Here is a 26,978-nt window from a genome sequence, read left to right as displayed (position 1 = left end):
CTTCTAAGTATTGAGTTTGGAGGCTTTCAAACTTTTCTCTGCTGCACCGAAAATGCAGATCGCTTCGGTGACGTACTTTGTCTGATTGCGGGCGCGTTCTTCCGAGAGCAGATAGACGTTGCCGTGACGCGCGACCACGCCGGTCCTTGAGAACTCGTTGAGCTTGCGAATTACCGTGGAGCGCGGCAGGCCGACGTAATGCGAGATCTTCGTTGCATTCATGGGCCTGTTTTCTGCATGGCCTACCATGATTGCGGAGCCGATCAATAGCAGCGAGTGATCGGCAGTTTTCTTGCCAAACACAGAATCGACCATCACACGGGTGAGCGCAATGTACGCCTTCGCTAATGCAAGCCGCTCCGAACGGTGCACAATCGGGTACGTCCCAAGCATGTGCCCCTCCCTTGATTGTCGTCACCGTAGGGCTGATCTTGTAACCGGCGGCGACAGCGCAACCACATGAGTGTCCAAAATGGACACTTTACCCCCAAGACTCGTTGTTAGGACGGATGTTACTAGATCGCGATCCGAGCTTTTCTTCATGGGGCGGCGGATCGTCGGCGGCCTTGGCAACAAGTGCGCCAGGGCCGTCGGCGACGGCGTCTGTCTTGGTGGGCAGCGCAATTGTAAGTAGCTGGCAGGGGCCGCCCGGATTTCAGAGTCAACGGGCGGCTCACCCTCACAAATCGACAGAGAGTGAATGCAAAGGTTGTTTGCTTCGTTCGATCAGTTAGCTAGCGCCAAGTATAGCAGCGGAGCCGAGATATTTGGAGAGGGGGATCCAGCTGAGCACATCTACCAAGTCGTCTCTGGGGCTGTGCGCACACAGAAACTCCTATCAGATGATCGCCGCCAAATCGGGGCGTTTTATCTGCCCGGCGACATCTTCGGGCTGGAGGACGTCGCCACTCATCGGTTCACGGCGGAAGCCATCACTTCGACCACGGTACATCTCGCGAAGCGCGAGTGCTTGGACGATGTCGTCAAAAGCGACCCTTCTGTTTTGCGCATAATCCTTGCCGAGACCAATCGCAACCTAATGCATGTGGAGAGCCATTTGCTGCTGTTGGGTAGGCAGAATTCACTCGAAAAAGTGGCTGCTTTCCTACTCGAGATGCGGCTTCGTTCGACAGAAGCAGATGTTATTCATCTTCCAATGACTCGCCGTGACATCGCGGACTATCTGGGACTGGCGCTCGAAACGGTATCTCGGGTTTTCGCAGACCTTCGCAGCAAAAAAATTCTCCGATTTGATGCAAACAGATCGAGAAAAGTCGTCGTTCTTGACGCTAAAGCTCTCGCGGACCTTGCTGAGTAGCGCCCTCCCACCTCGTAGCATTGGCGGCCCAGCACCGTTTTGCCTGGAGGCCATCCGTTACAGGACAGTGTCAGGTCCGCATCTGACCCGACTCGGACCTGACAGACTTGGCTGACAATTTCCGTTGTTGAGGGCAAAGCTGACCTCTCGGTTGAGCATTCGGACTTCTCAGTTTGACCCAAAGCGGTCACCTGCGATGCCGGAACTATCGGGCGGTCAGTATAGGCTATTTCGGCTTCAAGCCGCTCCTCACGTCAGAAGGGGTCGCATGATAGCACCGGCGAAACGTCCTGTTGAAGTACGATAGATCATTGAACCCAAGCTCGAAAGCAATCGCGCTAATTGCGCGTCGCGAATGGAGCGGGTTGATCAATATGCTATGGGCTCGCGCCAGGCCGCTGTTCCCTCCAGTCCGAGACGACGAGAATGCACGCGCTATGCTCGGTGGCGAGGTTTGCCATCGGTCGCGAGCGCCCCGCAGGTTAAAATCGGTCCGTCCACGGAAAGCGCGATGCGTGGATGGAGGAGTGCCAATCAAATGCCGCAACGTCATCGCGTGGGAAACGGAGTAGGCGATGAACAAGTTCGGCTTGATTGGTCTCTCGGTCCTCCTCGCGCTGGGATCGGCTTTGCCGGGTAGCGCACGCAGTCAGCAGAAATCGCTTAAGGAAAGGCTCGTCGGCACTTGGCTCCAGGTCTCAGTCGATGTCGTGTCTGCCGATGGCACGAGGCGTCATCGATTCGGTGATAATCCAAGAGGCATTGTGATTTACACGAGCGACGGATACTTTTCCCTGATGCAGGCAAGCGTCGACATCCCGAAGATCTCGTCCCGAAGACCCGCGACGGCGACTGTCGACGAAGCCAAGGCCGTGGTTGCCGGATCGATCGCCTATTTCGGAAGATATTCATTGGACGAAACTAGCAGCGTCCTCAGCGTCGACATTGAGGCCAGTACCTTCGCAAATCAGGTCGGCGATCCCACCGAGACGCGCACTATCACGTCACTGACAGATCACGAATTGAAGTTCACAAGACATGGACAGTTGCCAAACACGAAGCTTGAAGTCGTTTTCAGGCGAGCACCGTAAGATTCCGCCGCTGTCAGAGGATAAGCCGACATCCGGCGAACGGGTCAAAACCGACGCGATTGACCCAACTGCAACATCAGCGACGCTGCCGCAAAACAAAAAATCCCGGCTCTGAGGTTGGGGTTCTAGTTGGATGACCGATCTTCTCAGCCTGACGCCGCGAACGACAGTCAGGTAATTTTTTCAATATCTGGCAGTTTCCAGCTCTTGTCGAAAATCGCCTTCTCCGGGCCATACACGCGGAACCACGGGAACCATTTCTGACCGGGCTGGGTGTAAAGCCAGTTGGGCTCCTGACCGGTGGGTGGCTTCGGGCCAAAGTAGATGTCCACCGTCCCGTCGGTGTTCTTGCGCAATTCTTTGTCGAGCGAACCGAGTGTGAGGCGCGTCGCGTTGAGAAAGAAGCTCGACGTTTTCAGACTGTAGACGGTTGCGGACCAGAACTCGCGCACAGGCACATTTGCTGGAACGTGCAGCCGGTAATTGCTCTCACCCTCCAACGGTTTGCCGTTCTTGTCGTGAAAGCTGGCGAAGTAGAAACTGCCGGTGCCCAGCTTTGCCGTCGGGCAGAAATACTGCGAAAGAGCGATGGCTCGCGCATCTACACCGAAATAGTTCGGCGTCTCCCACTTGAATTCGGTCGGCACGGTTATGGGCGGGCTAGGGACGCACCACTGACTATCAGGCCACCACGGAGTCACATCAGTCGCAGCCTTGTCCATTAACCAAGCGTGCGCTTCGGCTGCCGCCGCTTTCAACTGGGCCACGGTCGCAGCGTCGGGCTTGAACTCCTTGCCCCTCTCGATGCCGAGCGGCAAGAGCATGCCCATCATTTGGAGGTCGCGTGGCTGCACCGTCTCTTCGTTCAGCATGCGAGCGAGACTTGTGAAGAAGGTTTCGTCATACTTCACCAAGCCGTTGTACATGACCTCGGTCATGTCGAGGAGGCGCTGCGCGGGCGGATTGTCCGCCTTCGACAGAGGGTAAATCTTGACCTGCTTCACCAGTTCGTTGCCCGCCTGTTCATCTTTTTCGGAGAGGGACGCCAGAATGGAGCGCAGCAGCGTCATCGTGTTGTAGGTCGCGGGACGCACCGGGGTGTAGCCGTCGGGCACGTTGCCGTCGTAGCCAGGCGGCAGCACGAGGTATTTCCCGCCCTTGCCCTCGAAGCCAATGTCGGTGAGCGGCACATACCAAGCGTCTTCGATGGTACCGTAGAAGCTGGCTCCGGGGACGGCTGGCGGCAGTTCCACCACTACCGGGCCGTTCTGCTTGGTGTTGATGAAGAAGTACATGTAACGAGTGTTGACATTGGGCGTCGGCGACTGGTTCTTCCAGCCACCACCCTTGGGCCACCAGACGATGTCATTGTAGTTTGCCTTGCCATCGCGGAATGCGGCTTGCTTCACGGTGTCCTCGCCCACGAGCGGAAGACCCCAGATCACGGCGTCCACGGCGCGGCGATACACGGTCCTGCTCGCCAATTCCTCGGGTGTTAGGCGCTCGGCACTACGGACCTTCTCTTTCTCTTTCGCGTCTTCGATGGCGCGTTTCAGCGGCCTATCCCGTTGCGCCTGAGCCGACGTGCCCATCGAAGGAACAGCAAGCAGGGTCACGCCACCAATCGTTGCCTGTCGGCGAGATATTTTCATTGCTACCTCCAGAAAAGACACGCCTGATCACGTGAGCGGAAGTCTTGCAGTCGCGCAGAGGGCGCACATCCGAGGGATTTTAGGGAAGTTTGCCACCTCCGGCCATGCAGTAACGGCAAAAAATACGGATGGCATCAGCCACTGCACTTCCGATTCTGGCCCGAACCGGCCGACGACGGTGGGGCAGAGCAGGTCCGCTCTGCCCGGGTACATCAGACGTCAACCTGTTCCGCTATCGCAAGCGCGTCATCGACCTCGATGCCGAGGTAACGGACCGTGCTCTCAATTTTCGTGTGGGCCAGCAGAAGCTGGACGGCACGAAGATTTCCTGTGCGCCGGCAGATCAGGGTCGCTTTCGTCCGTCTCAACGAATGCGTACCGAACAACCTCGGATCGAGCCCGATGCTGCCAATCCATTCGGCCACGAGGCGGGCGTACTGGCGTGTCGTCATGCAATGGTCGCCTTGCCGGCGGCCCGTGAAACTCGCCGGGCTTCTTGCAAGATCCCCGCAGGTAGTCTTCGACCGCTTGGCGCGTCTGCTCGGTCAACTCGAACTTGACCGGCCGCCGGGTCTTTCTCTGCCGAACCGTCGCTCGCTCGACCGTGTAGCCGTTCGGCGCAACGTCCTCGACCTTGAGGGCCACCACATCGCAGCCGCGGAGCTTGCTATCTATGGCCAGATTGAACATGGCGAGGTCACGGGCTCGGCCCTCGACAATCAGTCGGGTTCTGATCGACCAAACGTGCTTTGGCCGGAGTGGCGGTTTGGGTCCAATCAGCTTGCCCTTGTTCCAGGGCGCGCGGGGACGGTCGTTGAGCGGCACTGAGTCATTGTCAGGCATCGGCGTACTCCTCGGTTACTGAGAACCGGGAGCATGCGCGGCAGCACGACCTGCCCTAGCGAAATCACGTCAGCTTTCAGAGGTTTGCGGTCATACGCGAACTGATCGCGCGAATGGGCGCGGCCGTTCATGACCCTGAGCGGTCATTGGTTGTTGGTGTAGGAAGCCGCGCTGTCACGGACCAAGTTATTTTGGTCTGCGACGAGGCATTCGGTAAAGTCGAAGAACCACGCGCATCCAATGGAGCGGGCGATGGTGCAGTCGTTCACGTAGATGAACGGCCGAGGTTTGATCTAGATCAAGAGCACGAAGCTCCGGCGCAGGAGGCTTCGACGGACCCGCGGTCCAGTGCGATGTGCAGATGTCCGCGGCTTTCCTTTATCGAAAAAGGAGAACGCTAATGTTGCGTCGAATTCTCATCGCTTCGGCAGCCGCAGCCATGCTGCTGGTTACCTTCACTCCCGATGACGCGTTCGCCCGCGGCGGCCGCGGCGGCGGCATGCGCGCCGGAGGTTTCCACGGCGGCGCAGTCGCAGCTCGGGGACCCCGGGGCGGCGCTGTCGCTGTGCGCGGCGGGCGCGTGGCCGGAGCCTACGGCGGCTATCGGGGTGCCTACCGTGCAGGGGCCTATCGCGGCTACCGTGCTGGCGCCTACCGCGGCTACGGCTATCGCGGTTATCCCTACGGTGTCGGTGCGGCAGCAGTGGGCGCGGCTGCGGTCGGTGCCGCTGCGGCGGGAGCCTACTACCGCGGCGGCTGCGGTTATGACGCCTACGGCAATTACGTTTGCCCGGGCGGATACTATCCGTACTGAGCGGCGCGACGAAGCTGCAACCGGGCAGTGAGTTGGCATTTCGCATCATCGCGATCATAGTCGGTTCCTTCCGGTAGCGCTCACCGGGCCGGTTCTTTTTGCGCCCTAACAAGCCATGGCCGAACTGCCTCTCAGCGCATGGGAAAAGCAGTTGCTCAGGCAGTTGGAAGGGCGTGTCCGATACTCGGATAATGCAAGCAATCGGCGGTACGCTGAACCAAGTGCGGGACCAGCGAGCGCGGCTGCTCCACAAGCTCAAATCAAGTCTCAGGAAGAGATAGTTGCCGCAGCCGAGAGATTCGCTCCGTGGCCACAGAAAGCGACCGCAAAAGTGAAAGCATAGCCTCCCACAGCTTGATCGAAATCAATCACCTTGCCCCGACGTTTTATGTCTATTTCGCCGTTCGATTCCGGCTGAGGAGGCCAATTATGTTCCTACTCGTGGCGGGGGCGCTCGACGCCTTGGCGTTTTCAGCATCGAGACAGAAGGTCAACGGCCTTGGTGCTGTGTTGGGCATTGCAATTGCGCTGGTCGGCCAGAATGCCATTGCCAAGAACCGACTGACAGACCCTGTGAAGATTTCACGCGAGTGCAAAAGCGAGGCGGAGCAATTCTGCAAAGGTATGCGTCCCGGCGGGCAACGCATCATAACTTGCCTCAAAGGGAAGGTCTCCGAGTTATCGTCTGCGTGTTTGACAGCGCTCAGGTCCACGGAATAGTAGGTGAAATCCTCATTTCGCGGCCACCAAGGCATTGGGGAGCGAGACGAACCGCACGCCGTCGTTGCCGTCGCGCCGAATTCCTTTGTGGCCCGCCAACCCGCTCCGCCCTCACGGTCGGCTCACTTTTCGACCGACCGAAATAAAACTGTAGCCCTGCGTGCCCTGGCTCGCGGTCATAACCGCCTCGATAATGGGCTCGTCAATTTCTTCTGGCGAGGACCAATCGACTTTGAAATTTGCGCTTGTGCCACCGCGGGTACCTTGCTTTGGGATCATAATCTCGATTGAACCGTAAGGCTTTATCGCTATCGCCCGTGGCAGATATTTTTCAATCGGCAGACCGGCGTCACTGAAGTATTCAATCCGCTCAATGACGAGAGGTGCCTTTTCTGAAACATTGCGAATAGCAAGAGTCACAGCCAGATCAAGTCGGAGGCCGCCGCCGGTTGACAGGCTTGAATAAGCGGGGACATAGACTCTTCCTCGAAGGATTGAGGGCTTGCCCGGTAGCTCGGTGAGGGACTCCTTAAACTGCGCAAGATCACCTGGAACAGCAGGTTGTGCTCGCACTTCAGGTGCCGCTAAGAGCAGTAACGTCAATAAGATAACCGTCGCTCTCATTTTTTTATCCTCTCACACTCGGAGCGTTCTGCAACAATCGAGCGCGCTCAGAAGTACCGGTTCTCAATTTCAAGAGTCACGAGTCGGGCGAATAGAGTCGCCGGAAAAAGCGTCCCAATCAATTGTTCAATATTTGCGAGACCGCGCGCGTCATGCACCGGCGCGATGTCGCCGCATGTCGGCGCCACCCCGTGCTCTCGGTCTCGGTGGGAGTTGAGCAGCCGGGATCGCCGAGGGGGCGGTGTGCCTAGTCGCCAAGCGATCGATGTCAGAGTTGCGAGTTGATCGGTAGGAGCTTCCACAAGTTGGCGACCAGGCGCCGGTGGAAGCCGGTTTGGGGCTCGTCCCAGTAGCGTACGTTTTGGCCGTCCTTCACCGTTTCCCATGCGATCTTGCCATTCGGGTCGAGGAGAACGCGATAGCTGTTGGCGGGCACGACACCAGTCGCCATGTAGGCCGTCAGCCTTTCGGCAAGCTCCGGGCTCTCGACATAGAGGCCAGCTTCGGTGTTGATTACCGCAGAGCGCGGGTCGAGGTTGAAGCTGCCGATGAACACGGCTTCGCGGTCGAAGGCCATTGCCTTGGTATGCAATGCCGCTGGCGACCGTCCGGAAAGCAGCGACCAGCCCGGCCGAAAGGCGTCGGTATCGGGGCGCAGCTCGTATAGCTCCATGCCGTTCTCGAGCAGCCGCATGCGGGTCTTGGCATAGCCTGAATGCGCCGGCAGCATGTCGTTCGAAGCGAGCGAGTTGGTCAGTGCGCGCACCTTCACATTGCGCTCGTGCAGCGCCTTGACGGTTGCCTGCGCCCCGGCGGGCAGGACGAAATAGGGCGACTCGACGAGCAACTCCTGTTTCAGCTGCGCGACACGCCTGCGGATGAACCCGACCACATCGTCGCTCTCCTTGCCTCGGGCGACGGTTTCCGGGTCGTCGGCGATAACGCGTCCGTGTGCCCACACGAGATTGTCGCGGAGGTCGGCGCCCTGGGCCGCCAGTTCCTCCAGGTCCTGGTCGATCGGATAAGGGTAGTCGGCCGTGGCGATCGCCTCGCGCAAACGAGTCAGGATGGCTTCGAGATCGGCAGCGCCATAGGCGCGATTGACGATCGCCGCGATGGGCACGGTAGAGGGGCTGTTCCAGAATCGGTCGAACACCTCCGACAGATCGCGGACGACAGGCCCAACCGCCAACACGTCGAGATCGCGGTAGTTGGCGATCGTGTTCACGCCATAATAGATGTCACCGATATTGCGGCCGCCGACGATCGCCGCCGCATTGTCAGCAACCATCAACTTGTTGTGCATGCGCCGGTTGACTCGGCCGAAGTCGAAAATGAAGTCAAGAATGGACCATCCCCGGTTGGTGAGGGGGTTGAAGAGACGTATCTCGACATTGGGGTGAGCATCGAGCGCGGCTTTAACCGCATCACTCGCCTTGTAGAAGGGATCGTCGACGAGGAGCCGTGTCCTGACCCCGCGATCGGCCGCCTTTATCACGCTGTCGAGGATGATCCGGCCGGTCGTATCGCCGTCCCAGGAATAGTACTGCATGTCGAGACTTCGCTCGGCCAAGTCGGCCAGCGCCAAACGGACGATGAAGGCCTCGCGCCCGTGGCTCAAGAGGCTGAAGCCGGAGAGGCCCGGATGCTCGTCGGCCGCGGGCTCGAAGAATTGGCCCAGCCTGGTCGATGCGTGGTCCTCGAACGCCGCCGACACTGTGTGCGGATAGTTGGCCGTTCCACTGCGCATGGAACCCCCCACTGCCGCAGGCAAGCGACAACGGCAATTCGTCAATCGCAAGCTCGCAACCTCCAACTCAGTCATCAAAGCACAAAAGGTCGTTCCGCGAAATGGGGGACACAGGCTCCAGATTTCCGCAGCGCTCTCGGATGCGTCAATCGCGTCAGTCCCCCCAACTCCGCGACACGTCGGGTGAGTGGGTAAACTTCGGAAATGCTGGTTCGGCCTCGATCCCGTCGTGCTGGACGTGACCTAAGGTGCAAAGCGGAGCATCGAATCGTGCGGTATGAGCTCAGTGACCATGAGCGGAAGACTGCCCGCCCACGGTCGGGCTGACCACCCGCCTCCCACCCACGCCATCAATGAGCGGGCTTTCGAGAGGTCGATACAGAGCCGGCAGGTTGAAGCAGCGCTATGCCCATCCGTCGCAGGATTAGCTCTAGCGACGAACCCCGACGCGATCGACACCGCCGTTGAGGTCGGTTGAACTTGCCGTTTCCCTGACATGCGGAAGCATCCATTGAACGTCAACTTGTTCTGCTATTGCGAGCGCGTCGTCGAGCTCGATTCCCAGATATGCGGATCCAGCCCTACACTGGCGAGCCAATCAGACAACAGCCGTGCGTACTGCCGAGTGGTCAGGCTGCAGTTGGGTCCCCGTCGGCCGGTGAACAGATATTCGCCCGGCTTCTTGCCGGTCTCCTTCAGATAGTCGTCGACGGCTTGACGGGTTGCTTCGGTCAGCTCGAACTTGACTGGCCGGCCCGTCTTCGCGCGATCGGTTGCATAGCCGCTTGGCGCAATGTCATCGACCTTCAGCGCCACGACGTCGACGGCGGTGCTTTTGATTTCTGCCACTAGGCAAGGCGGGTCCAACACACGCCAACATCAGTAGTGGCTCGGAATCGGCTGGCCTGCGCGTAGACCCTCGGTAACATTCTTGGGCCGCGGCTGCACCTTGGGGATCTTCGGCAGGGCTTCGTGGACCTTCTTATAGGGGATGCTGTCGAGCAGATGCCGGATCAGGTTTAGCCGGGCCCGGCGCTTGTTGTCGGCCGGAACGATGTGCCAGGGCGCCCACGGTGTGTGGGTGGCCTCGATCATGCGCTGGTAGGCCGCCGTGTAGTCCCACCAGCGCCGCACCGATTCAGTGTCCATCGGACTCAGCTTCCAATGCTTCATAGGGTCGTTGATCCTGGCCTCGAACCGGCGTTGTTGCTCCTCCTGGCTAACGTCAAGGAAGTACTTGAGCAGGATGATGCCGTTGTTGACGATCATCTCCTGCTCGACCAGGGGAACCATTTTCAGGAATTTTTCGTACTCCTCGTCGGTGCAGAAACCCATTACTCGCTCGACCCCGGCCCGATTGTACCACGAGCGGTCGAAGAGGATGATCTCGCCCGCGGCGGGGAATTGCGCGATGTAGCGTTGGATGTAGACTTGGGTCTTCTGGCGGTCGGAGGGGGCAGGTAAGGCTATGTGCCGGAAGATGCGCGGGCTCGTGCGTGCCGTGATTCGGCTGATCACTCCTCCCTTACCCGCCGTGTCCCGGCCCTCGAAAACCACAATGACGCGCGCCCCCTTGTCTTTGACCCAAGTCTGCAGCCGGGTTAGCTCGACCTGAAGGTTTCTGAGCTCTTTCTCGAATTGCTTGCGGCTGATCTTGTCGGACGCGTCCGGCGCCTCAACTACCTCCTGCTTCTTGTCTTTCGACACCAGCCAATCCTCCCCGGCCAAGAAATACTGCTACGCGCGCTCTCACTCCGAGCCAAATCCGCCGGGGGTGTATTGATCCATATCAACGCTGCACCGCAACCAGCCGCCTTATCCTTACAGATTCCCATCGGAAAGCCGGTGCGTACCCGGGACGCGTTCTGAAAGGCGAAAAGCCTCCCGATCTGCCGGTCATGCAGCCCACGAAATTCGAGCTGACGTTAACCTCAAGACCGCCAAAACCCTTGGCGTCTTGATTCCTCCGACCCTTCTCGCGCACGCCAATGAAGTAGTCGAATACGGCTGCTTGCTGCGGCGCATGAATCCGGAAGTGGCCCGAAGCGGCGCCCTCGGTGTCCGCTCAAATGTCAGGTATTCGGAGTGAAGCAGAAATCTTGTGCTCGGTGAGCCTTAGCGATTTCGACCCAACAGCGACATTTGGCTGTGCCGCCGAGGCACTCGTTTTGGTGTCGTTTTAGCCCCTATTAAGGGAGCTGTTTGGGCGGGTAAGATGCCGTCTCCTGAGCATGGGAGCAAACATGCAACGGCGCGAGTTCATCACGCTTGTCGGTGGTGCTGCGGCAACGTGGCCGCTCGCGGCGCGGGCGCAGCGCACCGGCCGGGTGCGGAGGGTCGGCATGCTGCTTGGCCTCGCCGAAGACGATCCCGAAGCGATAAACCGCGTCAAGGCATTCCGGTTGGGTATGCGCGATTTGGGATGGATCGAAGGGCGCAACGTTCAGATCGAGTTTCGGTTTGCCGGGACCAATCCGGAGTCGATTAATAGGAATGTGGCGGAACTGGTCGGGCTGGCGCCAGACGTCATTGTGGCAAATTCCACTGCGGTCATGCTTGCGCTGCAACCAGCGACGAGCACCATTCCAATCGTATTCGCGATGGTGAATGATCCAATCAATCAAGGATTCATTTCGAATCTTGCACACCCGGGGGGCAATATCACCGGGTTCTTGTTCATCGAGTCCAACATGGTCGGGAAGTGGATCAACCTGCTCGGCGACGTTGGGCCAAATCTGTCGCGGGTCGCATTGATGTTTAACCCGGATTCCGTGCCCTACTTTGACGTCTATCTTCGATCATTCAAAGCATTGCCGCAGCAAGCCTCGGTCGAGGTCGAAGCAGTGCATGTGCGGACGCCTGCCGATGTCGAATTGGCGATCGCTAAATTAGGTCGGGAGCCGGGCAGCGCTTTGATCGCCGCATCGGATGTATTCATCCTAGCAGTGCGTGGAGTGATCTTGAAAGCGGCAGATCAGTACCGGGTGCCGGTCATCTCTCCGTATAGGCAATTCGTTGTTGAGGGCAGTCTGATGTCCTATGGGCCTGACACTGCCGATATCTTCCGGCGTTCGGCCTCATATGTTGATCGCGTTCTCAAAGGCGAACCGCCGGGCAATTTGCCAGCGCAGTCACCAGTCAAGTTTGAACTCGTCGTCAACCTTAAGACGGCGAAGGCCCTTGGCCTTTCGCTCAGCGAGTCGTTCTTACTACTTGCCGATGAGGTGATTGAGTAGAGATGCCGTTTGCTGGGTTGCGTGAGTCTCTTGTTGGCCCTTCGCGTCGCCTCTCCTTCATCAAGTCGTCGACGGCGGATTACGCTTCGCTAATCAGCCGTGCGAACTTTCGTCGTCCCGGCGACGGGGGAACCTTCGAGCCCGTCCCTACTCCGCAGCCTGCCGCACGTGCCTTGCCGTCGGAGTGCGCATCGTCACGAGCTCTTCCGCGGCGGTCGGATGCAGCGCCACCGTCGCGTCGAAGTCCGCCTTCGTCGCCTTCATCCTCACGGCGATCGCGACCGCCTGGACGAGTTCGGCGGCGCAGTCGCCGACGACGTGACAACCGAGCACGCGGTCGGTTGCGCCGTCGACGACGAGCTTCATCAGCACGCGAGTGTCGCGGCCGGACATCGTCGCCTTGATCGGGCGGAAATCGGTCTTGTAGATGTCGACATTCGGAAACTGCGCGCGCGCCTCGTGCTCGGTGAGACCCACCGTGCCGATCTCCGGCTGCGCGAACACGGCGGTCGGGATCATCGCGTAATCGACCTGCACGGGACGCTTGCCGAACACGGTGTCGGCGAAGGCATGGCCCTCGCGGATCGCGACCGGCGTCAGATTGACGCGATGGGTGACATCGCCGATCGCGTAGATGTTGTCGACCGAGGTCTTCGACCAGCCGTCGACCTCAATGCCCCCGTTCTTCGGATTGATCGCAACTCCGGCCTTCTCGAGCCCGAGATTGGCGACGTTGGGGTGGCGGCCGATCGCGAACATCACCCTGTCGGAGGCGATGCTCGAACCGCTCGTCAGATGCGTCGTGAAATCCTTGCCGTGCCTGTCGACTTTCGTGATCGTGCAGCCGGTCAGGATCGTGATGCCGCGCTTTTCCAGTTCGGCGCGCGTATGCTTTCGCACGTCCTCGTCGAACCCGCGCAGGATGTTGTCGCCGCGATAGACCACGGTGACGTCGGAGCCGTAGCCGGCGAAGATGCCGGCGAATTCCAACGCGATGTAGCCACCGCCCTGGATCACGACCCGTCGCGGCAGCTCCGGCAGGTGAAACGCCTCATTCGAGGAAATCACGTGCTCGATGCCGGGAATCTCGGCCCCGTGATTGGGTGCGCCGCCGGTCGCGATCAGGATGTATTTCGCCGTCACCGTCTCGCCGGTGCCGAGCCGCACGGTGTGGGCATCCTCCAGCACTGCGCGCGTCTTCACGAGCTTGGCGCCGGCCTTCTCGACGTTGGTGGTGTAGGCACCCTCGAGGCGGGCGATCTCCTTGTCCTTGTTGGCAACGAGCGTCGGCCAGTCGAACGAGACCTCCGGGATGGTCCAGCCGAAACCGGCCGCATCCTCGATCTCCTGGCGGACATGCGAACCCATGACGAAAAGCTTCTTCGGCACGCAGCCGCGGATCACGCAGGTGCCGCCCATCCGATACTCTTCCGCGATCATCACCCTGGCGCCGTAGCCGGCGGCAATGCGGGCAGCACGAACTCCGCCCGAGCCGCCACCGATGACAAACAGGTCAACATCGAATTCAGCCATGGCTACCTCGCTGGAAAGTCAGGTCGCGCGATCAGATGTCCTTACCGCGCTTCTTCATCTCGGCCTTGAACTGGGCGTTGACGATCTCGCCGAATTGCTGCGCCCATTGCTGCATGAAGTTCAGCGACTGGGAGATCGCCTTGGGCTCCGCCGCCAGAAGCTTCTGGCCGAGCGGCGACTTGTAGAAGGTCACGAGTTCCTTCAGCTCCTGCTCGGTGAACTCGCTGGCGTAGACCTGCGCCATACCCTCGCCGATCTCCTTCTCGCGGCCGGCGAGATTCTTGGCGACGACCACCGCGACCTCGCTCAGATCCTTCTGATAGTTGAGAAACTGTTGCGTCAGCCCGACCTTGGTCCGCTCGACGATGTTGGGAACGGCGCTGGCGTACATCGCCGCCACGTTCTTCATCGCCAGGATCTCCTTGGCTGACGCAAGCGCCGCCGGAGACACCTTGACTGCGGGCGCAGCCGGTGCAGCCGGCTGCTGCTGCGCCATGGCCGGCGCGGCCAGCGACAACCCGGCCGCAACAGTGACAGCCGACAAAATTGCCGAAAAACGCTTCATTACAAGTCTCCTCGATTGCGGCGCTACCGCCGTTCAACAACCCGAATTCCCTGCGCGCCGGCCAGAATGGCGCTGCTGCCAAGCCCTATGAACAGGCCGTGTTCGACGACGCCCGGAATAGCGCTGAGCTGCCCGGCCAGACGCGGCGGATCGCTGATCCGACCAAGATGGGCATCGACGATCCAGTGGCCGCCATCAGTGACGAAAACGTGACCATCCTTGCCCTTCCGTATCACCATTTGCCCGGACATGCCCGATTGCGAAAAGGCCCGCGCCATCGCGGCTTGCGTCGCGGCAAGCCCGAAGGGGACCACCTCCACCGGCAGCGGAAAGCGGCCGAGCACATCGACCCACTTACTGTCGTCGGCGATCACGATCATGCGATCACTGGCCGCCGCGACAATTTTCTCCCGCAACAGCGCCCCACCGCCGCCCTTGATCAGGTCGAGCGCGGGGTCGATCTCGTCGGCGCCGTCAACGGTCAGGTCGAGGTGGTCGATCTCGTCCAGCGTGGTCAGCGGAACGCCGCAGCGGATCGCATCCGCGCGGGTCGATTCCGAGGTCGGCACGCCTATGACCTTCATGCCGGATTTGACCTTGTCGCCGAGCAGTTCGACGAAATGCTTGGCGGTCGATCCGGTGCCGAGCCCGAGTTTCATGCCGTCACGCACCTCTTCGAGCGCGCGCGCCGCCGCCTGGCGTTTCAGTGCGTCCATGTCCACGGCCGAAGCAGTCCCTCAATTTGCGCCCAGTCCCGGGCAAGCGATCGGCCCCTGCCCGGCGGCCGCATATCTAGCGTCGTTTTGTTGGGAGGAACAGGCATGAATCCCAGCTTTCGCGGATAATGATTGGAGCCTTCCGCGGACCGGGTGGTTTGAGACGCGCAGGCTTCCGGAGCCTCGCGCCGTGAAGTCTGACAGGCGCCTCCGCTGAATTGCAGGGAAACCCTTGCCAGGGGGCGGCATCACCGATAGCGAGAGATCATGAAGTCTCCCCGCATCGTCGTTTTTGATCTCGACGGCACGCTGGTCGACACCGCGCCCGATCTGATCGACGCGCTGAATTACGTGCTCGACCGCGAAGGCCTGTCGCCAGTGCCGCTGGCGTCGGCGCGCAGCATGATCGGCGCTGGCGCACGCAAGCTGATCGAACGCGGCCTCGAGGTCGAGGGGCGCGCGGTCAGCGTCGCCGAACTCGACCGCCTGACACGAGATTTCGTCGACTACTACGCCGACCATATCGCCGACGGCTCGCGCCCGTTCGACGGGCTCGAAACCGCACTCGACCGGCTGCAGGCGCAGGGCCACCGTCTGGCCGTCTGCACCAACAAGCTGGAATGGCTGTCGAAGCTCCTGCTCGAGCGGCTGGGCCTGAGCCCGCGCTTTGCCGCGATCTGCGGTGCCGACACCTTCGGCGTCTCGAAGCCCGATCCTGCCTTCCTGCGTGAGACCGTGGCAAGGGCCGGCGGCCGGCTTGCTGATGCGATCATGGTCGGCGACGCCGGTACCGATGTCGGGGTGGCGCGGCGGGCCAAGGTTCCCGTGATCGGGGTCGATTTCGGTTATACCGACGTTCCCATGGCGCACCTCAAACCGGATCGGCTGATCAGCCATATGCGCGATCTGCCGGACGCGGTAGCGAGTTTGGTTCTGGCTTAAGAAAAGATCACAAATATTTGAAGTCGCAAGCGGATTTTGCTTCGCGTTTCGGTCAACTATTGTCGGGGAACCGGTCCCGCGCTGTTGCGCCTCCCGTCCCGGGCTCCTATGGTCGGCCCCGGGGATTGCGGCAGCTTGCCGCAGTTAGAGTGTGGATCATCAATGCGTCGTGTCATCGCTGTTGCAGTCGCCGGACTGAGTCTGGGCGGCTGCTCTTCCTCTTCCTTGTCTTCCTTTTCGTTGGATTCGCTCAAGCCGGCGCCGCAGCCGGTGCAGGTACAACTGGAGTCGACTCCGCCCGGCGCCGATGCGGTGACTTCGCTCGGACCGGGCTGCAAGACGCCGTGCTCGGTGTCAGTGCCCGCGCCGGAGAGCAGTTTCTCTGTGACCTTCAACATGCCGAAGTTCCAGCAGGCGACGGTTCCCGTCACGGTAACGCGCACGCCGGGCGACTTCACGACGGCGGCGACGAGCGCGATCGATCCGAACCCGGTGGTCGCGGAGCTGAAGCCTGCCGGTCCGCCGCCGCGCAAGCCGCATGCGAAAAGGAAGCCGAAGCCGGCCGCCGAAGCCCCCGCCGAAGGCGCGGCCTTTCCGGATCAGAACGCGGCCGCGCCGACGCAATAGCTCGCGCGTTGTTCCTGACGCGAACCCTTAGCTGCTTCGCTGGGATGGCCGCCGTCCGATTGCACTGCACAAGGGCCCGCTCCGGCGCCGGCCCTCGATTTCCGACGTTATGCCTGGCTCATCATGGTCCCGCATCGAGCGATCGGCCTGCCGTATCACGCACGATGCTTTTTGCATGTTGCGGATCATCCCAAGGGACGCATTGTGAGAGAGCCGCAATATGCATAAATTGGCTCGACGAGAGCCGGTTGCGGCTTCGTCAACAGGGAACGGGCTACAAGGCCGGGGTTGAATGAACGGATCCACACAGGCGCTGTCTGAATCGATGCTCCGTCCGATGACCGATCCGTTCGGCCGGACGATCCGTTATCTGCGTGTGTCCGTCACCGACCGTTGCGATCTGCGTTGCTTCTACTGCATGTCGGAGGACATGACCTTCCTGCCGAAGGCAGAGCTGCTGACGCTGGAAGAGCTTGACCGGCTGTGCTCTGCCTTCGTCGCCAAGGGCGTGCGCAAGATCCGCCTCACCGGCGGCGAGCCGCTGGTGCGCCGCAATGTGATGTCGCTGGTGCGCTCGCTGTCGCGCCATCTCGCAAGCGGCGCGCTCGACGAGCTGACGCTGACCACCAACGGTTCGCAGCTCGCGCGCTTTGCCCATGAACTCGCCGATTGCGGCGTGCGCCGCGTCAATGTCTCGCTCGACACGCTGGACGAGGCGAAGTTCCGTGCCATCACCCGCTGGGGCGACATCGACAAGGTGCTTTCGGGCATCGAGGCCGCGCGATCGGCCGGGCTTGCCGTGAAGATCAACGCGGTCGCACTGAAGAACGTCAACGAGGAAGAAATCCCCGCGCTGATGGAATGGGCACATGGCAAGGGGATGGGCCTGACGCTGATCGAAGTGATGCCGATGGGCGATATCGGCGAAGGCCGGATCGATCAGTACGTCCCGCTGTCCCTTCTGCGCGCCCGGCTCGAGAAGCGTTACACCCTGACCGACCTCGACGATAACACCGGTGGCCCGGCGCGCTACGTCGGCGTCAGCGAGACCGGAGGCAAGCTCGGCTTCATTACGCCGATGACCCACAATTTCTGCGAGTCCTGCAACCGGGTGCGGATCACCTGCACCGGCACGCTGCACACCTGCCTCGGCCACGAGGATGCGTCCGACCTGCGCAAGCCCTTGAGGGCATCGCCCGACAACGACCTGCTCTCGTCCGCGATTGATCGCGCGATCGGGCTCAAGCCCAAGGGGCATGATTTCATCATCGATCGTCGGCACAATCGCCCGAGCGTCAGCCGCCACATGAGCGTGACCGGAGGCTAGCGGCCCGCGGCACTCCGTTAGCGCCCGCCAATTTACCACGTAGTCTTACCGGGCATCGATTTACCGTTTTCCAATTGACGGAGCCTCGGGGCACTGAAATGGTGCGGCCGCTTTCACGCTGCCGGACCGGGGCTTTGCGCCCGTATCGGACGCAGTAGAGGCGGCGCGAGCCGAATCGCCGGGAGAGGTCGATCATTGCAACTGCTCCTGCATGTGAGCCGCGGCTGCGCGCGCTGTCGCGCGCGGACCGGATGATGCTCGTCACAGCATCAGGCGCGCCAGCGGCGCGGCCACGGAGACCATGATGCGTCCACTGTTGGCTCTAAGTCACGCCATCGACCAACTCAACGAGAAGATCGGCTACGTCTGCAACCTGCTCGTGCTGATTGCCTGCCTGGTCAGCGCCGGCAACGCGATGATCCGCTACGCGTTCAGCTACTCCTCGAACGGCTGGCTCGAGGCGCAGTGGTACATGTTCGCCATCCTCGTGATGTTCGGCGCCTCCTACACCTTCAAGCGCAACGAGCATGTCCGCGTCGAAATCCTCTATCTGATGTTGTCCGAACGCGGCCAACTCTGGCTCGACCTGATCGGCACACTGTTCTTCCTGATCCCGGCCTGTCTGTTGCTCGCCTACCTGTCCTGGCCGTTCTTCCACCAGGCCTATGCGGTCGGCGAGATGAGCGGCAATGCCGGCGGCCTGGTGCGCTGGCCGATCAAATTCGTTATCCCGTCCGGCTTCGTGATGCTGGCGTTGCAAGGCGTCTCAGAGGTGATCAAGCGGATCGCCGCGCTGCAGGGCTATGTGACGATCGACGCGAAGTACGAGAGACCGACCCAATGATCACGCTGGAGATGATGCCGCCCCTGATGTTCGGCGGCCTGGTTCTGGCCATGCTGATCGGCTATCCGGTGGCGTTCACGCTCGCCGCGGTCGGCCTGTCGTTCGGCTTCCTCGCGATCCACCTCGGCTTCTTCGACCTGAACTTCCTGCAGGCAATCCCGGGCCGCATCTTCGGCAGCGTGCTCTCCAACGAGCTGTTGCTCGCGATCCCCTTCTTCACCTTCATGGGCGCGATATTGGAGCGATGCGGACTTGCCGAGGACATGCTGGATTCGATGGGCCAGTTGTTCGGCCCGATCCGCGGCGGCCTCGGCTACTCCGTGATCATCGTCGGCTTCATCCTCGGCGCGATCACCGGCACGGTCGCGGCGCAAGTCATCGCCATGGCGCTGATATCGATGCCGGTGATGATCCGCTATGGCTACAACATCCGCTACATCACGGGCGTGCTGGCCGCTTCCGGCACCATTACGCAATTGGTGCCGCCATCGCTGGTGCTGATCGTGCTCGCCGACCAGCTCGGCAAGTCGGTCGGCGACATGTATCTCGGCGCCTGGGGGCCGTCGGTCTTCCAGATCCTGCTGTTTGCCGGCTACACCTTCCTGCTCGGCATCATCAAGCCGGGCCACGTGCCGGCAGTGCCGAAGGAGGCGCGCACGCTGACCGGCTGGGCGCTGTGGAAGAAGTGTCTGCTCGGCATCATTCCCTCCGCGGTACTGATCTTCGTCGTGCTCGGCACCATGATGATGGGCCTTGCGACCCCGACCGAGGCCGGCGCCATGGGCGCGGTCGGCGCGATCGTGCTCGCGGCCGTCCACCACAAGGACTTCAGTTCGACCGGCCACAAGATCCTGATCGTCGGTGTCGTCGCCGCCGGCATCGGCACCATTATCGCGATCCTCTACAGCGAGAACCTGTTCTTCAAGATCGCTTTCGCGATCACCTATCTAGCGGTGGTGTGGATCGGCCTCGAGGCGGTGCGGATTCCGGACCTGCGCGACCTGATCAAGCAGGGTTACGAGACCACGATGCGCATCACCTGCATGGTCACCTTCATTCTGATCGGTTCGACCTGCTTCTCCGTGGTGTTCCTCGGCGTCTCCGGCGGCGTGTGGCTCGAGCATCTGCTGACGTCCCTGCCCGGCGGTGTCTGGGGCTTCCTGATCTTCATCAACCTCTTCATCTTCTTCCTGGCGTTCTTCCTCGACTTTTTCGAGATCGCCTTCATCATCCTGCCGATGATCGCGCCGATCGCGCAGAAGATCCTCGCGCCGGTAGTCGGCCCCGACGCGGCCCTGATCTGGTTCGGCGTGATGCTCTGCGTGAACATGCAAACCTCCTTCCTGCATCCGCCGTTCGGTTTCGCACTGTTCTATTTGCGCGGCGTGGCGCCGAAGGAAGTGAAGAGCTCCGACATCTATTGGGGCGCGATGCCCTGGATCGGCCTGCAGGCGATCATGGTCGTCCTGGTGATCGCGTTCCCGATCACGGTCACCGGCCTGCTCGACAAGCCGGTCAATGTCGACCTCGACAAGGTCAAGATCGAGGTGCCACAGATCGACCTGCCGCCGCTCGATTTCGGCCAGCCAAAGCAGTAGGGCCTAAGCCCCTGTTGGGCATGGTCCGCGCGAACGCGCCGCATTTGGCGGGATGTCCAGCACGGACAGCTCGCACCAAATGCATGATAATCAACAGACGAAGCCCTCGACGTCGCCTAGGGTTGACTGCTGTGGCGTCGCCGGCGCCACGGATACCAAGTTGGCTGAAAGCCGCTGCCACAGCCGCCCGTGGCATGCTGTCACAGCAGACGCCCTCGAATTATCGGCGACGCAGTCTCGAGCCCCGGCCAGCGGCCCTTGATCAAGGATCGACGATCTATCCCGCCGGCTAATTCCCGTTCAATATCAACAAACTTCCGATTGACGGCGGGCGTCCCCGCTGGTTTGGTGCCGCTGCCTCAAGCTGACCCGGCTCAATATGCCTATGCGCCCACGGGCGCAGCCAATACGGCAGGGGCGCAACTGGAGGAATCAATTCTTGCACTCGCTCCTGAAAATGAGCCGCGGAATCGACGCGTTCACGCGGTGGACCGGCAAGCGTCTGGCATGGCTGATCCTCGTCGCGGTGGTGATCTCGGCGATCAATGCGATCGTCCGCAAAACGCTCGACATGTCCTCGAATTCCTGGCTCGAGCTTCAATGGGTGCTGTTCAGCATCGTGTTCCTGCTGTGCTCACCGTGGACCTTGCTCGACAACGAACACATCCGCATCGACATTGTGAACAACCTTCTGCCCAAGCGCATACGGGACCTGATCGACGTGATCGGGCATGCATTTTTCCTGCTGCCCCTGTGTGTCGTGATGATCATCACCGGCGGCCCGTTCTTCTGGCGCTCCTACCTGATCAACGAACAATCCGGCAACGCGGGCGGACTGCCACAGTGGCCGGCCAAGTCACTGATCATCATCGGGTTCGCCTTCCTGTTCGTTCAGGGCATTTCTGAACTGATTAAGCGCATCGCAGTGATGCGCGGACTAATTCCTGATCCGCACGCATCGCAGGTGACTGCTCTCGAAGCCGAAGTCGAACACCTCGTCGAGGCGATCGAAAAACGCTGATCGTCGGTCGCGATCGCAGGGGGAGACTGGATGACTGCCTTTCTAATCGAGAACATGGCGCCAATTATGTTCGCGTCGCTGGTGGTCATGCTGCTGCTTGGCTACCCCGCGGCCTTTTCGCTCGGCGCGGTCGGCCTGATCTATGCGGTGGTCGGCATTCAGCTCGGCGAATTCCGGCCAGACTTCCTGCAGGCACTCCCCGAGCGCGTCTACGGCGTGATGAACAACGACACGCTGCTCGCGATTCCATTCTTCACCTTCATGGGTCTGGTGCTGGAACGATCCGGCATGGCGGAGGACCTGCTCGACACCATCGGACAATTGTTCGGTACCATTCGCGGCGGTCTCGCCTACGCTGTCGTCTTCGTCGGCGCATTGCTGGCAGCGACCACCGGCGTGGTTGCGGCCTCGGTGATCTCAATGGGTCTGATCTCGCTTCCGATCATGCTACGGTACGGCTACGACCGCCGCATGGCGACCGGCATTATCGCCGCGTCCGGCACGCTGGCCCAGATCATCCCGCCGTCGCTGGTGCTGATCGTGATGGCCGACCAGCTCGGCAAGTCGGTCGGCGACATGTACGAGGGAGCGTTCATCCCGGGGCTCGTGCTGGCCGGTCTCTATGCCGGCTACGCCTTCCTCGTTACGGTGATATTTCCGAAGGCGGCTCCCGGTCTGCCTGCCGAGGCCATCGGATTCCGCGAAAAGAACGGCGGCCGCGGACTTTGGTCGCTCGGCGCATTGTTCCTCGCTAGCTGCGTCTTCGGCTGGTTCATGATGCGCAACTCGACCACGACGGGCGCCGACTACGTCGTGCTCACCATGTTCTTCGGTATATTGTTCGCATTCTTCATCGCGGTCGTGAACTGGGTCGTCGACAAGCTCACCGGCTTCCGCTTCCTGTCCGCGATGGCGCAGCAAACCACCTTCGTGATGGTGCCGCCGCTGTTCTTGATTTTCCTGGTGCTCGGCACGATCTTCATCGGCGTCGCGACGCCTACCGAAGGCGGTGCCATGGGTGCTGCCGGCGCACTCATTCTCGGCGGCGCCAAGCGGCGATTGACCTGGGACCTGATCCGGCAGGCCGTCGAATCGACCGCCAAGCTTTCGGCTTTCGTGGTGTTCATCCTGGTCGGCGCGCGCGTCTTCTCGCTGACTTTCTACGGCGTCAACGGTCATGTCTGGGTCGAGCATCTCTTGACCTCGCTGCCCGGCGGACAGGTCGGCTTCCTGATCTTCGTCAACGTCTTTGTCTTCATCCTCGCATTCTTCCTCGACTTCTTCGAGCTGGCATTCATCGTGATCCCCCTGCTCGGGCCGGCGGCGGAAAAGTTGGGTATTGACCTGATCTGGTTTGGCGTGATCCTCGGCGTCAACATGCAAACCTCCTTCATGCATCCGCCATTTGGTTTCGCGCTGTTCTATTTGCGCTCGGTGGCGCCCAGGGATTCCTATCTCGATCGCATCACAGGCAAGCGCATGGAGCCGGTCACAACCGGGCAAATTTATTGGGGCGCAGTCCCGTTTGTCGTGATCCAGGTCATCATGGTCGGACTTGTCATCCTGTTCCCATCGATGGTGATGCACTACAAGGGTTCGGCATCGACGATCGATCCAAACTCCGTCAAGATCGAGGTGCCGCAGATCGAGTTGCCACCGCTGGATTTCGGGCAGCCCAAGAACTGATCGGATGCTTACTCCGCGTCGACGCCGCCCCGTTGCAGCAAGTCGACGCGGGGCGACAACCCGCCGCGTTCGGTCTGATGGCCGGAATCTTTCGTGCGGCTAGCGGTGCGCCCGGAAGCCAAACGCTGGTCTGATCAAATCCCGGTGGCCGTTTCGTACGTCTAGAGAGGCAAGCCTTGTTAGCTGCGATCATTGCCGTTTTCATCGTTTCATACGCTGCCATTGCGCTCGAGCACCCCATCGGGATCAACAAATCGGCCACCGCCTTGCTGAGTGCAGGGCTCCTGTGGACCGTTTATGCCGTGCTCAGCGGTGACCCGGCGCTGATCGACAAGCAACTCAACGAATCCGTTTCATCGACCGCACAGATCGTATTTTTCCTGATCGGAGCAATGACGATTGTCGAGGTCATTGATGCGCATAACGGCTTTGAAGTCATAACCTCGCTCATCCGCACCAAGAAGCAGGCGACTCTGATGTGGGTGGTCGGCCTTGTGACATTCTTTCTGAGTGCGATCCTGGACAATCTGACGACCACGATCGTGATGATTTCCCTCATGAGGAAGCTGCTCGGCAATGCCAGCGATCGCCTGTTCTTCGCCTCAATGATCGTAATAGCGGCCAATGCCGGCGGTGCCTGGTCGGCGATCGGCGACGTGACCACGACAATGCTATGGATCGGAGGGCAGATCACACCCCTTGCGATCATCAAGGGCGTTTTCATCGCCTCCCTCATCAACCTGGTCGTCCCACTCGCCGTCGTCGGCTACCTTCTGAGAGGAAAGGAAATTCCGAGCCGCAACGAGCCGCAGCGCGAGGTCGTCGGGACCAGTGTCTTCGAACGCAACCTGATGTTCTTTCTCGGGCTCGGAACTCTGATTGCGGTTCCCGCGTTCAAGACTGCCACCCATCTCCCGCCATTCATGGGCATTCTCTTCGGACTGGGCATCCTCTGGATGGTCGGTGAGCTGCTGCATCGTGACAAGGAGGATGACGAGAAGAAGCGTCTCACGCTCGTCCACGCGCTGACCCGAATTGACATGAGCTCGATCGTGTTTTTCGTCGGGATATTGCTTGCCGTCGCCGCTCTCGAACATACGGGCGTGCTTGAGTTGCTGGCAAGGAGTCTGGATGCGAGTGTCGGACGTCAGGACGTGATCGTCATCGCGCTCGGCTTGCTCAGCGCGATCATCGACAACGTGCCGCTCGTGGCAGCCACAATGGGCATGTATAGTCTAGCGCAATTTCCCGCGGACAGCTTCCTATGGGAGTTCGTGGCCTATTGTGCCGGCACCGGCGGATCGATCCTGATCATCGGATCGGCGGCGGGGGTCGCTGCCATGGGAATGGAGAAAATCCACTTTTTCTGGTATGTCAGGCGAATCAGCGGACTCGCGCTTCTCGGCTATTTCGGTGGCGCCGCCGCCTACATCATTCAGTACCGGCTGCTCCACTAGTCAGACGGAAACGTCACCAAGCCGCCTCACCGCAGCGTCCCGCGGTCGCTGACTGATTCCTTGAAATAGACAACTGCGCGCGTCGTCGTGAGAACCGATGCAGTTGGCGGAATCTCGTCCCACAGCAGGTGATCGCCCTCGTCTGAGGATGGAGGCATCCCCGAGGCAAAAACCCCGGAGCATCGCTCCGGGGTTTCGGCTTCGTCCGATCACGTCCCAATCAGGCCTGCGAGTGGCGAGCCATGAAGAAATCGTAGCCGACCTCCGCGACCTGGAACCATTGGTAGCCGCTGCTCGAGAAGGCCGACAGCGAATCATACACCTTCTTGAAATCGGCATTGTTGGATGCGACCTCGCTGTGCAGCTCTTTGGCGGCCTTGAAGCAGGCTTCCATGATCGCGGGCGAGAAGGCATGCAGCTTCGCGCCGTTCGCGATCAGTTTCTTCAGCGCCTGAGGGTTAGCCTGGTCATACCTGGCCATCATCCAGTTGTTGGCAAAGTGACCCGCCTGCTCCAGTACGCTCTGATAATACTTCGGCAGCGCATTCCACTTGTCGAGATTGACGAAGGCCAGCAGCATCGGGCCGCCCTCCCACCATCCGGGATAGTAATAATGCGGGGCGACCTTGTAGAATCCGAGCCTCTCGTCATCGTACGGGCCGACCCATTCGGCTCCGTCGATCGTGCCTTTTTCCAACGCCGGATAAATGTCGCCGCCGGCAATCTGTTGCGGCACCACTCCGAGCTTTTGGAGCACACGACCTGCAAAACCGCCGATGCGGAATTTCAAACCCTTGAGGTCTTCCGGTGCATTGACTTCCTTGCGAAACCAGCCGCCCATCTGGCAGCCGGTGTTGCCCGCCAGCAGTGAGATGCAATTGTACCTTTTGTAGAATTCGTTGAGCAAATCCCTGCCACCGCCAAGCATATACCACGCCTGATTGACCCGCATATTCGGCCCGAACGGCACCGATGAGCCGAAGGTGAATGTCGGGTCCTTGCCAAAATAATAGTATGAGGCCGTGTGGCCGATCTCGGCGGTACCGTTCTGCACGGCGTCAAGCACCTGCAGTCCGGGCACGATCTCACCACCGGCGAACGTCTGAATCTGGAACTTGTTGTCGGTGGCCTCGCCGACCATCTTGGCCATCATCTCGGCACCGCCATACAGCGTGTCGAGCGACTTCGGCCAGCTCGTGGGCATTCGCCATTTGATCTCGGGCATCGATTGCGCGATCGCCGGTGCTGCGATCGTGGCCGCGCCCGCGACGCCCAATCCCGTAACCTTGATAAAGTCTCTCCGCTTCATTCAAGCTTCCTTCCCTGATGATTGTTTTACCGGAGCGTGCCAACTGGCTGAAACAGTCAAGCCGCTCATGCGCGCCTTCGTGCCGAGGCTTGTGCCGAGCATGGAACAACCGGTTCCCGAACGCCAGACGCAAAAAGCCCGGCCTCCTCGCGGAGGTCGGGCTTTTTTCCTAAGACTTAAGAATGAGTGGTCGATCAGCCGCGCGTGCGCGAGCGGATCATGAAGCTGTCGAAGGTGTATTCCGCGACCTGCCACCACAGATACTGGTCGGAGCGATAAGCTTGCATGGCGTCGACCGACTTCTTGAAGTCGGCGTTCTTGGCCGAAATCTCGCCCCACAGCTCGTTGGTCGCCTTGAGACAGGCCTCGAGCACTTCGTTGGTAAAGGGACGCAACTGCGTGCCACCGGCAACCAGCCGCTTCAGCGCCGCCGGGTTCTGCATGTCGTAACGCGCGTTCATCCAGCTGTTGGCGTTCGCGCAGGCGTTGGTGAGGATCGCCTGATAGCTCTTTGGCAGCGCGTTCCACTTCTCGAGATTTGCGAAGGCATGAACCGTCGGACCACCCTCCCAGAAACCCGGGTAGTAGTAGTACTTCGCCACTTTGGCGAAGCCGAGCTTCTCGTCGTCATAGGGTCCGACCCATTCGGCGGCGTCGATCGTCCCCTTCTCCAGCGCCGGATAGATGTCGCCGCCCGCGAGCTGCTGCGGCACCACGCCGACCTTTTGCAGCACCTGGCCGGCAATGCCGCCGATGCGCATTTTCAGGCCCGACAAGTCGGCGACGGTCTTGATCTCCTTGCGGAACCAGCCGCCCATCTGAGTGCCGGTGTTGCCGGTAGGGAAACCGATCACACCGAACTTCTGGAAAAACTCGTTACCGAGTGCCTCTCCGCCACCCTGGTACCACCAGGAGTTCTGCATGCGAGCGTTGAGGCCGAACGGCACCGAGGCATAAATCGCGAAGGTGGGGTCCTTGCCGACGTAGTAGTAGGAAACCGTGTGGCACATCTCGACGGTGCCGTTCGACGTCGCATCCAGCGCTTGCAGTCCGGGCGCGAGTTCGCCGGCCGCAAACACCTGGATCTGGAACTTGTTGTCGGTCATTTCGGCGACGTATTTCGACACCTGCTCCGCGCCGCCATAGATGGTGTCAAGCGACTTCGGGAAGCTCGAGGTCAAGCGCCACTTGATTTCGGGCGATGATTGCGCGATCGCCGGTGCGGCAACTGCTGTCGCGGCAGCACCGACCGCAGAAACTTTCAGAAAATCACGACGCTTCATTTAGGCCTTCTCCTTGAGGGCG

At 60.5% G+C, this 26,978-nt stretch carries 25 protein-coding genes and 1 pseudogene; 13 read left to right on the top strand and 13 right to left on the bottom strand.

Annotation, left to right across the window (positions count from 1 at the left end):
* Positions 1 to 3: 3 nt before the first annotated feature.
* Entirely contained in the window at positions 4 to 393 is a 390-nt protein-coding gene (locus JQ553_RS17975) for a helix-turn-helix domain-containing protein (RefSeq protein ID WP_212501307.1), read from the bottom strand.
* Positions 394 to 700: 307 nt separating this feature from the next.
* Here JQ553_RS17975 and JQ553_RS17970 point away from each other — a divergent pair, with 307 nt between their 5' ends.
* Positions 701 to 1,318 carry a helix-turn-helix domain-containing protein gene (locus JQ553_RS17970; protein WP_212501306.1) on the top strand — a complete coding sequence of 206 codons (618 nt, stop codon included), beginning with the start codon at positions 701 to 703 and terminating at the stop codon, positions 1,316 to 1,318.
* 226 nt (positions 1,319 to 1,544) lie between these two features.
* On the opposite strand, the gene JQ553_RS35280 is transcribed toward JQ553_RS17970, so the two are convergent.
* A complete protein-coding gene (locus tag JQ553_RS35280; protein WP_212501476.1) occupies positions 1,545 to 1,871 on the bottom strand; it encodes a helix-turn-helix domain-containing protein in 327 nt (108 codons plus the stop codon).
* Positions 1,872 to 1,893: 22 nt separating this feature from the next.
* On the opposite strand from JQ553_RS35280, the gene JQ553_RS17960 reads away from it, so the two are divergent.
* Positions 1,894 to 2,409 (top strand): lipocalin-like domain-containing protein, encoded by a 516-nt coding sequence (locus JQ553_RS17960; protein ID WP_212501305.1) that lies wholly within the window; start codon positions 1,894 to 1,896, stop codon positions 2,407 to 2,409.
* Positions 2,410 to 2,579: 170 nt separating this feature from the next.
* On the opposite strand, the gene JQ553_RS17955 is transcribed toward JQ553_RS17960, so the two are convergent.
* Positions 2,580 to 4,061: a DUF1254 domain-containing protein gene (locus JQ553_RS17955; RefSeq protein WP_212501304.1), complete on the bottom strand. Its 1,482-nt coding sequence runs from the start codon at positions 4,059 to 4,061 to the stop codon at positions 2,580 to 2,582.
* A 212-nt stretch (positions 4,062 to 4,273) separates the two neighbouring features.
* A pseudogene (locus JQ553_RS17950) lies at positions 4,274 to 4,904 on the bottom strand (tyrosine-type recombinase/integrase).
* A gap of 400 nt (positions 4,905 to 5,304) precedes the next feature.
* On the opposite strand from JQ553_RS17950, the gene JQ553_RS17945 reads away from it, so the two are divergent.
* Both JQ553_RS17945 and JQ553_RS17940 read left to right on the top strand, forming a co-directional pair.
* Positions 5,305 to 5,718 carry a hypothetical protein gene (locus JQ553_RS17945; RefSeq protein WP_212501303.1) on the top strand — a complete coding sequence of 138 codons (414 nt, stop codon included), beginning with the start codon at positions 5,305 to 5,307 and terminating at the stop codon, positions 5,716 to 5,718.
* 306 nt (positions 5,719 to 6,024) lie between these two features.
* Positions 6,025 to 6,438, top strand: a complete 414-nt coding sequence (locus JQ553_RS17940) for a cysteine rich repeat-containing protein (protein ID WP_212501302.1) — start codon at positions 6,025 to 6,027, stop codon at positions 6,436 to 6,438.
* 111 nt (positions 6,439 to 6,549) lie between these two features.
* Here JQ553_RS17940 and JQ553_RS17935 read toward each other — a convergent pair whose 3' ends face one another.
* The 4 genes from JQ553_RS17935 to ppk2 all read right to left on the bottom strand — a co-directional run bounded on the left by JQ553_RS17935 (position 6,550) and on the right by ppk2 (position 10,519).
* The gene (locus JQ553_RS17935; protein WP_212501301.1) at positions 6,550 to 7,062 is read right to left on the bottom strand and encodes a DUF3124 domain-containing protein; all 513 of its coding nucleotides are present in this window, start codon (positions 7,060 to 7,062) and stop codon (positions 6,550 to 6,552) included.
* Between the two features lie 268 nt (positions 7,063 to 7,330).
* Positions 7,331 to 8,812, bottom strand: coding sequence for a phospholipase D family protein (locus JQ553_RS17930; RefSeq protein WP_212501300.1), 1,482 nt, complete (start codon positions 8,810 to 8,812; stop codon positions 7,331 to 7,333).
* Positions 8,813 to 9,343: 531 nt separating this feature from the next.
* Positions 9,344 to 9,661: a hypothetical protein gene (locus JQ553_RS17925; RefSeq protein WP_212501299.1), complete on the bottom strand. Its 318-nt coding sequence runs from the start codon at positions 9,659 to 9,661 to the stop codon at positions 9,344 to 9,346.
* Between the two features lie 30 nt (positions 9,662 to 9,691).
* Complete coding sequence (ppk2, locus tag JQ553_RS17920; RefSeq protein WP_409363073.1) at positions 9,692 to 10,519, bottom strand: polyphosphate kinase 2; 828 nt, start codon at positions 10,517 to 10,519, stop codon at positions 9,692 to 9,694.
* Positions 10,520 to 11,055: 536 nt separating this feature from the next.
* Between ppk2 and JQ553_RS17915 the strand changes: the two genes are divergently transcribed.
* Positions 11,056 to 12,048, top strand: coding sequence for an ABC transporter substrate-binding protein (locus tag JQ553_RS17915; RefSeq protein WP_212501297.1), 993 nt, complete (start codon positions 11,056 to 11,058; stop codon positions 12,046 to 12,048).
* Between the two features lie 147 nt (positions 12,049 to 12,195).
* On the opposite strand, the gene gor is transcribed toward JQ553_RS17915, so the two are convergent.
* The 3 genes from gor to rpiA are packed head-to-tail and all read right to left on the bottom strand — an operon-like array spanning position 12,196 to position 14,868.
* Positions 12,196 to 13,581, bottom strand: coding sequence for a glutathione-disulfide reductase (gene gor / locus JQ553_RS17910; RefSeq protein ID WP_212501296.1), 1,386 nt, complete (start codon positions 13,579 to 13,581; stop codon positions 12,196 to 12,198).
* Positions 13,582 to 13,612: 31 nt separating this feature from the next.
* The gene (locus tag JQ553_RS17905; protein WP_212501295.1) at positions 13,613 to 14,146 is read right to left on the bottom strand and encodes a DUF2059 domain-containing protein; all 534 of its coding nucleotides are present in this window, start codon (positions 14,144 to 14,146) and stop codon (positions 13,613 to 13,615) included.
* 23 nt (positions 14,147 to 14,169) lie between these two features.
* Complete coding sequence (gene rpiA, locus JQ553_RS17900) at positions 14,170 to 14,868, bottom strand: ribose-5-phosphate isomerase RpiA (RefSeq protein WP_212501294.1); 699 nt, start codon at positions 14,866 to 14,868, stop codon at positions 14,170 to 14,172.
* Between the two features lie 261 nt (positions 14,869 to 15,129).
* Here rpiA and JQ553_RS17895 point away from each other — a divergent pair, with 261 nt between their 5' ends.
* The 8 genes from JQ553_RS17895 (at position 15,130) to nhaD (ending at position 24,364) form a co-directional block, all read left to right on the top strand.
* On the top strand, positions 15,130 to 15,804 hold the full coding sequence (locus JQ553_RS17895; protein WP_212501293.1) for an HAD family hydrolase: 675 nt from the start codon (positions 15,130 to 15,132) through the stop codon (positions 15,802 to 15,804).
* A 162-nt stretch (positions 15,805 to 15,966) separates the two neighbouring features.
* Positions 15,967 to 16,431 (top strand): hypothetical protein, encoded by a 465-nt coding sequence (locus tag JQ553_RS17890; RefSeq protein WP_212501292.1) that lies wholly within the window; start codon positions 15,967 to 15,969, stop codon positions 16,429 to 16,431.
* A gap of 292 nt (positions 16,432 to 16,723) precedes the next feature.
* The gene (moaA, locus tag JQ553_RS17885; RefSeq protein WP_212501291.1) at positions 16,724 to 17,758 is read left to right on the top strand and encodes a GTP 3',8-cyclase MoaA; all 1,035 of its coding nucleotides are present in this window, start codon (positions 16,724 to 16,726) and stop codon (positions 17,756 to 17,758) included.
* Between the two features lie 304 nt (positions 17,759 to 18,062).
* Positions 18,063 to 18,602, top strand: coding sequence for a TRAP transporter small permease subunit (locus JQ553_RS17880; RefSeq protein WP_212501290.1), 540 nt, complete (start codon positions 18,063 to 18,065; stop codon positions 18,600 to 18,602).
* Positions 18,599 to 20,200 (top strand): TRAP transporter large permease subunit, encoded by a 1,602-nt coding sequence (locus JQ553_RS17875; RefSeq protein WP_212501289.1) that lies wholly within the window; start codon positions 18,599 to 18,601, stop codon positions 20,198 to 20,200. The genes JQ553_RS17880 and JQ553_RS17875 overlap by 4 nt, the downstream gene beginning before the upstream one ends.
* 439 nt (positions 20,201 to 20,639) lie before the next feature.
* A complete protein-coding gene (locus JQ553_RS17870) occupies positions 20,640 to 21,221 on the top strand; it encodes a TRAP transporter small permease subunit (RefSeq protein WP_212501288.1) in 582 nt (193 codons plus the stop codon).
* Between the two features lie 30 nt (positions 21,222 to 21,251).
* The gene (locus JQ553_RS17865; protein WP_212501287.1) at positions 21,252 to 22,907 is read left to right on the top strand and encodes a TRAP transporter large permease subunit; all 1,656 of its coding nucleotides are present in this window, start codon (positions 21,252 to 21,254) and stop codon (positions 22,905 to 22,907) included.
* Between the two features lie 176 nt (positions 22,908 to 23,083).
* Positions 23,084 to 24,364 (top strand): sodium:proton antiporter NhaD, encoded by a 1,281-nt coding sequence (gene nhaD, locus JQ553_RS17860; protein ID WP_212501286.1) that lies wholly within the window; start codon positions 23,084 to 23,086, stop codon positions 24,362 to 24,364.
* Between the two features lie 220 nt (positions 24,365 to 24,584).
* Here nhaD and JQ553_RS17855 read toward each other — a convergent pair whose 3' ends face one another.
* Together JQ553_RS17855 and JQ553_RS17850 are read right to left on the bottom strand one after the other, a co-directional pair.
* Complete coding sequence (locus tag JQ553_RS17855; RefSeq protein WP_212501285.1) at positions 24,585 to 25,673, bottom strand: TRAP transporter substrate-binding protein; 1,089 nt, start codon at positions 25,671 to 25,673, stop codon at positions 24,585 to 24,587.
* Between the two features lie 194 nt (positions 25,674 to 25,867).
* Complete coding sequence (locus JQ553_RS17850) at positions 25,868 to 26,956, bottom strand: TRAP transporter substrate-binding protein (RefSeq protein WP_212501284.1); 1,089 nt, start codon at positions 26,954 to 26,956, stop codon at positions 25,868 to 25,870.
* Positions 26,957 to 26,978: the final 22 nt, after the last annotated feature.

The sequence above is a fragment of the Bradyrhizobium lablabi genome (assembly GCF_018131005.1).
GTDB classification, from domain to species: Bacteria; Pseudomonadota; Alphaproteobacteria; order Rhizobiales; family Xanthobacteraceae; genus Bradyrhizobium; species Bradyrhizobium lablabi_D.
Note: the sequence above shows the minus strand (reverse complement) of the source record. Positions and strands in the feature narration are given on the sequence as shown.

Excerpts from the sequence above, each read along its gene's own strand:
- JQ553_RS17875 (WP_212501289.1), top strand. The coding sequence starts at position 18,599 with ATGATCACGCTGGAGATGATGCCGCCCCTGATGTTCGGCGGCCTGGTT.
- JQ553_RS17960 (WP_212501305.1), top strand. The coding sequence starts at position 1,894 with ATGAACAAGTTCGGCTTGATTGGTCTCTCGGTCCTCCTCGCGCTGGGA.
- JQ553_RS17955 (WP_212501304.1), bottom strand. The coding sequence starts at position 4,061 with ATGAAAATATCTCGCCGACAGGCAACGATTGGTGGCGTGACCCTGCTT.
- JQ553_RS17865 (WP_212501287.1), top strand. The coding sequence starts at position 21,252 with ATGACTGCCTTTCTAATCGAGAACATGGCGCCAATTATGTTCGCGTCG.
- JQ553_RS17970 (WP_212501306.1), top strand. The coding sequence starts at position 701 with ATGCAAAGGTTGTTTGCTTCGTTCGATCAGTTAGCTAGCGCCAAGTAT.
- JQ553_RS17890 (WP_212501292.1), top strand. The coding sequence starts at position 15,967 with ATGCGTCGTGTCATCGCTGTTGCAGTCGCCGGACTGAGTCTGGGCGGC.
- JQ553_RS17880 (WP_212501290.1), top strand. The coding sequence starts at position 18,063 with ATGCGTCCACTGTTGGCTCTAAGTCACGCCATCGACCAACTCAACGAG.
- JQ553_RS17915 (WP_212501297.1), top strand. The coding sequence starts at position 11,056 with ATGCAACGGCGCGAGTTCATCACGCTTGTCGGTGGTGCTGCGGCAACG.
- JQ553_RS17935 (WP_212501301.1), bottom strand. The coding sequence starts at position 7,062 with ATGAGAGCGACGGTTATCTTATTGACGTTACTGCTCTTAGCGGCACCT.
- JQ553_RS17855 (WP_212501285.1), bottom strand. The coding sequence starts at position 25,673 with ATGAAGCGGAGAGACTTTATCAAGGTTACGGGATTGGGCGTCGCGGGC.
- moaA (WP_212501291.1), top strand. The coding sequence starts at position 16,724 with ATGAACGGATCCACACAGGCGCTGTCTGAATCGATGCTCCGTCCGATG.
- JQ553_RS17930 (WP_212501300.1), bottom strand. The coding sequence starts at position 8,812 with ATGCGCAGTGGAACGGCCAACTATCCGCACACAGTGTCGGCGGCGTTC.
- JQ553_RS17975 (WP_212501307.1), bottom strand. The coding sequence starts at position 393 with ATGCTTGGGACGTACCCGATTGTGCACCGTTCGGAGCGGCTTGCATTA.
- JQ553_RS17945 (WP_212501303.1), top strand. The coding sequence starts at position 5,305 with ATGTTGCGTCGAATTCTCATCGCTTCGGCAGCCGCAGCCATGCTGCTG.
- gor (WP_212501296.1), bottom strand. The coding sequence starts at position 13,581 with ATGGCTGAATTCGATGTTGACCTGTTTGTCATCGGTGGCGGCTCGGGC.
- JQ553_RS35280 (WP_212501476.1), bottom strand. The coding sequence starts at position 1,871 with ATGACGTTGCGGCATTTGATTGGCACTCCTCCATCCACGCATCGCGCT.
- JQ553_RS17895 (WP_212501293.1), top strand. The coding sequence starts at position 15,130 with ATGAAGTCTCCCCGCATCGTCGTTTTTGATCTCGACGGCACGCTGGTC.
- JQ553_RS17850 (WP_212501284.1), bottom strand. The coding sequence starts at position 26,956 with ATGAAGCGTCGTGATTTTCTGAAAGTTTCTGCGGTCGGTGCTGCCGCG.
- JQ553_RS17905 (WP_212501295.1), bottom strand. The coding sequence starts at position 14,146 with ATGAAGCGTTTTTCGGCAATTTTGTCGGCTGTCACTGTTGCGGCCGGG.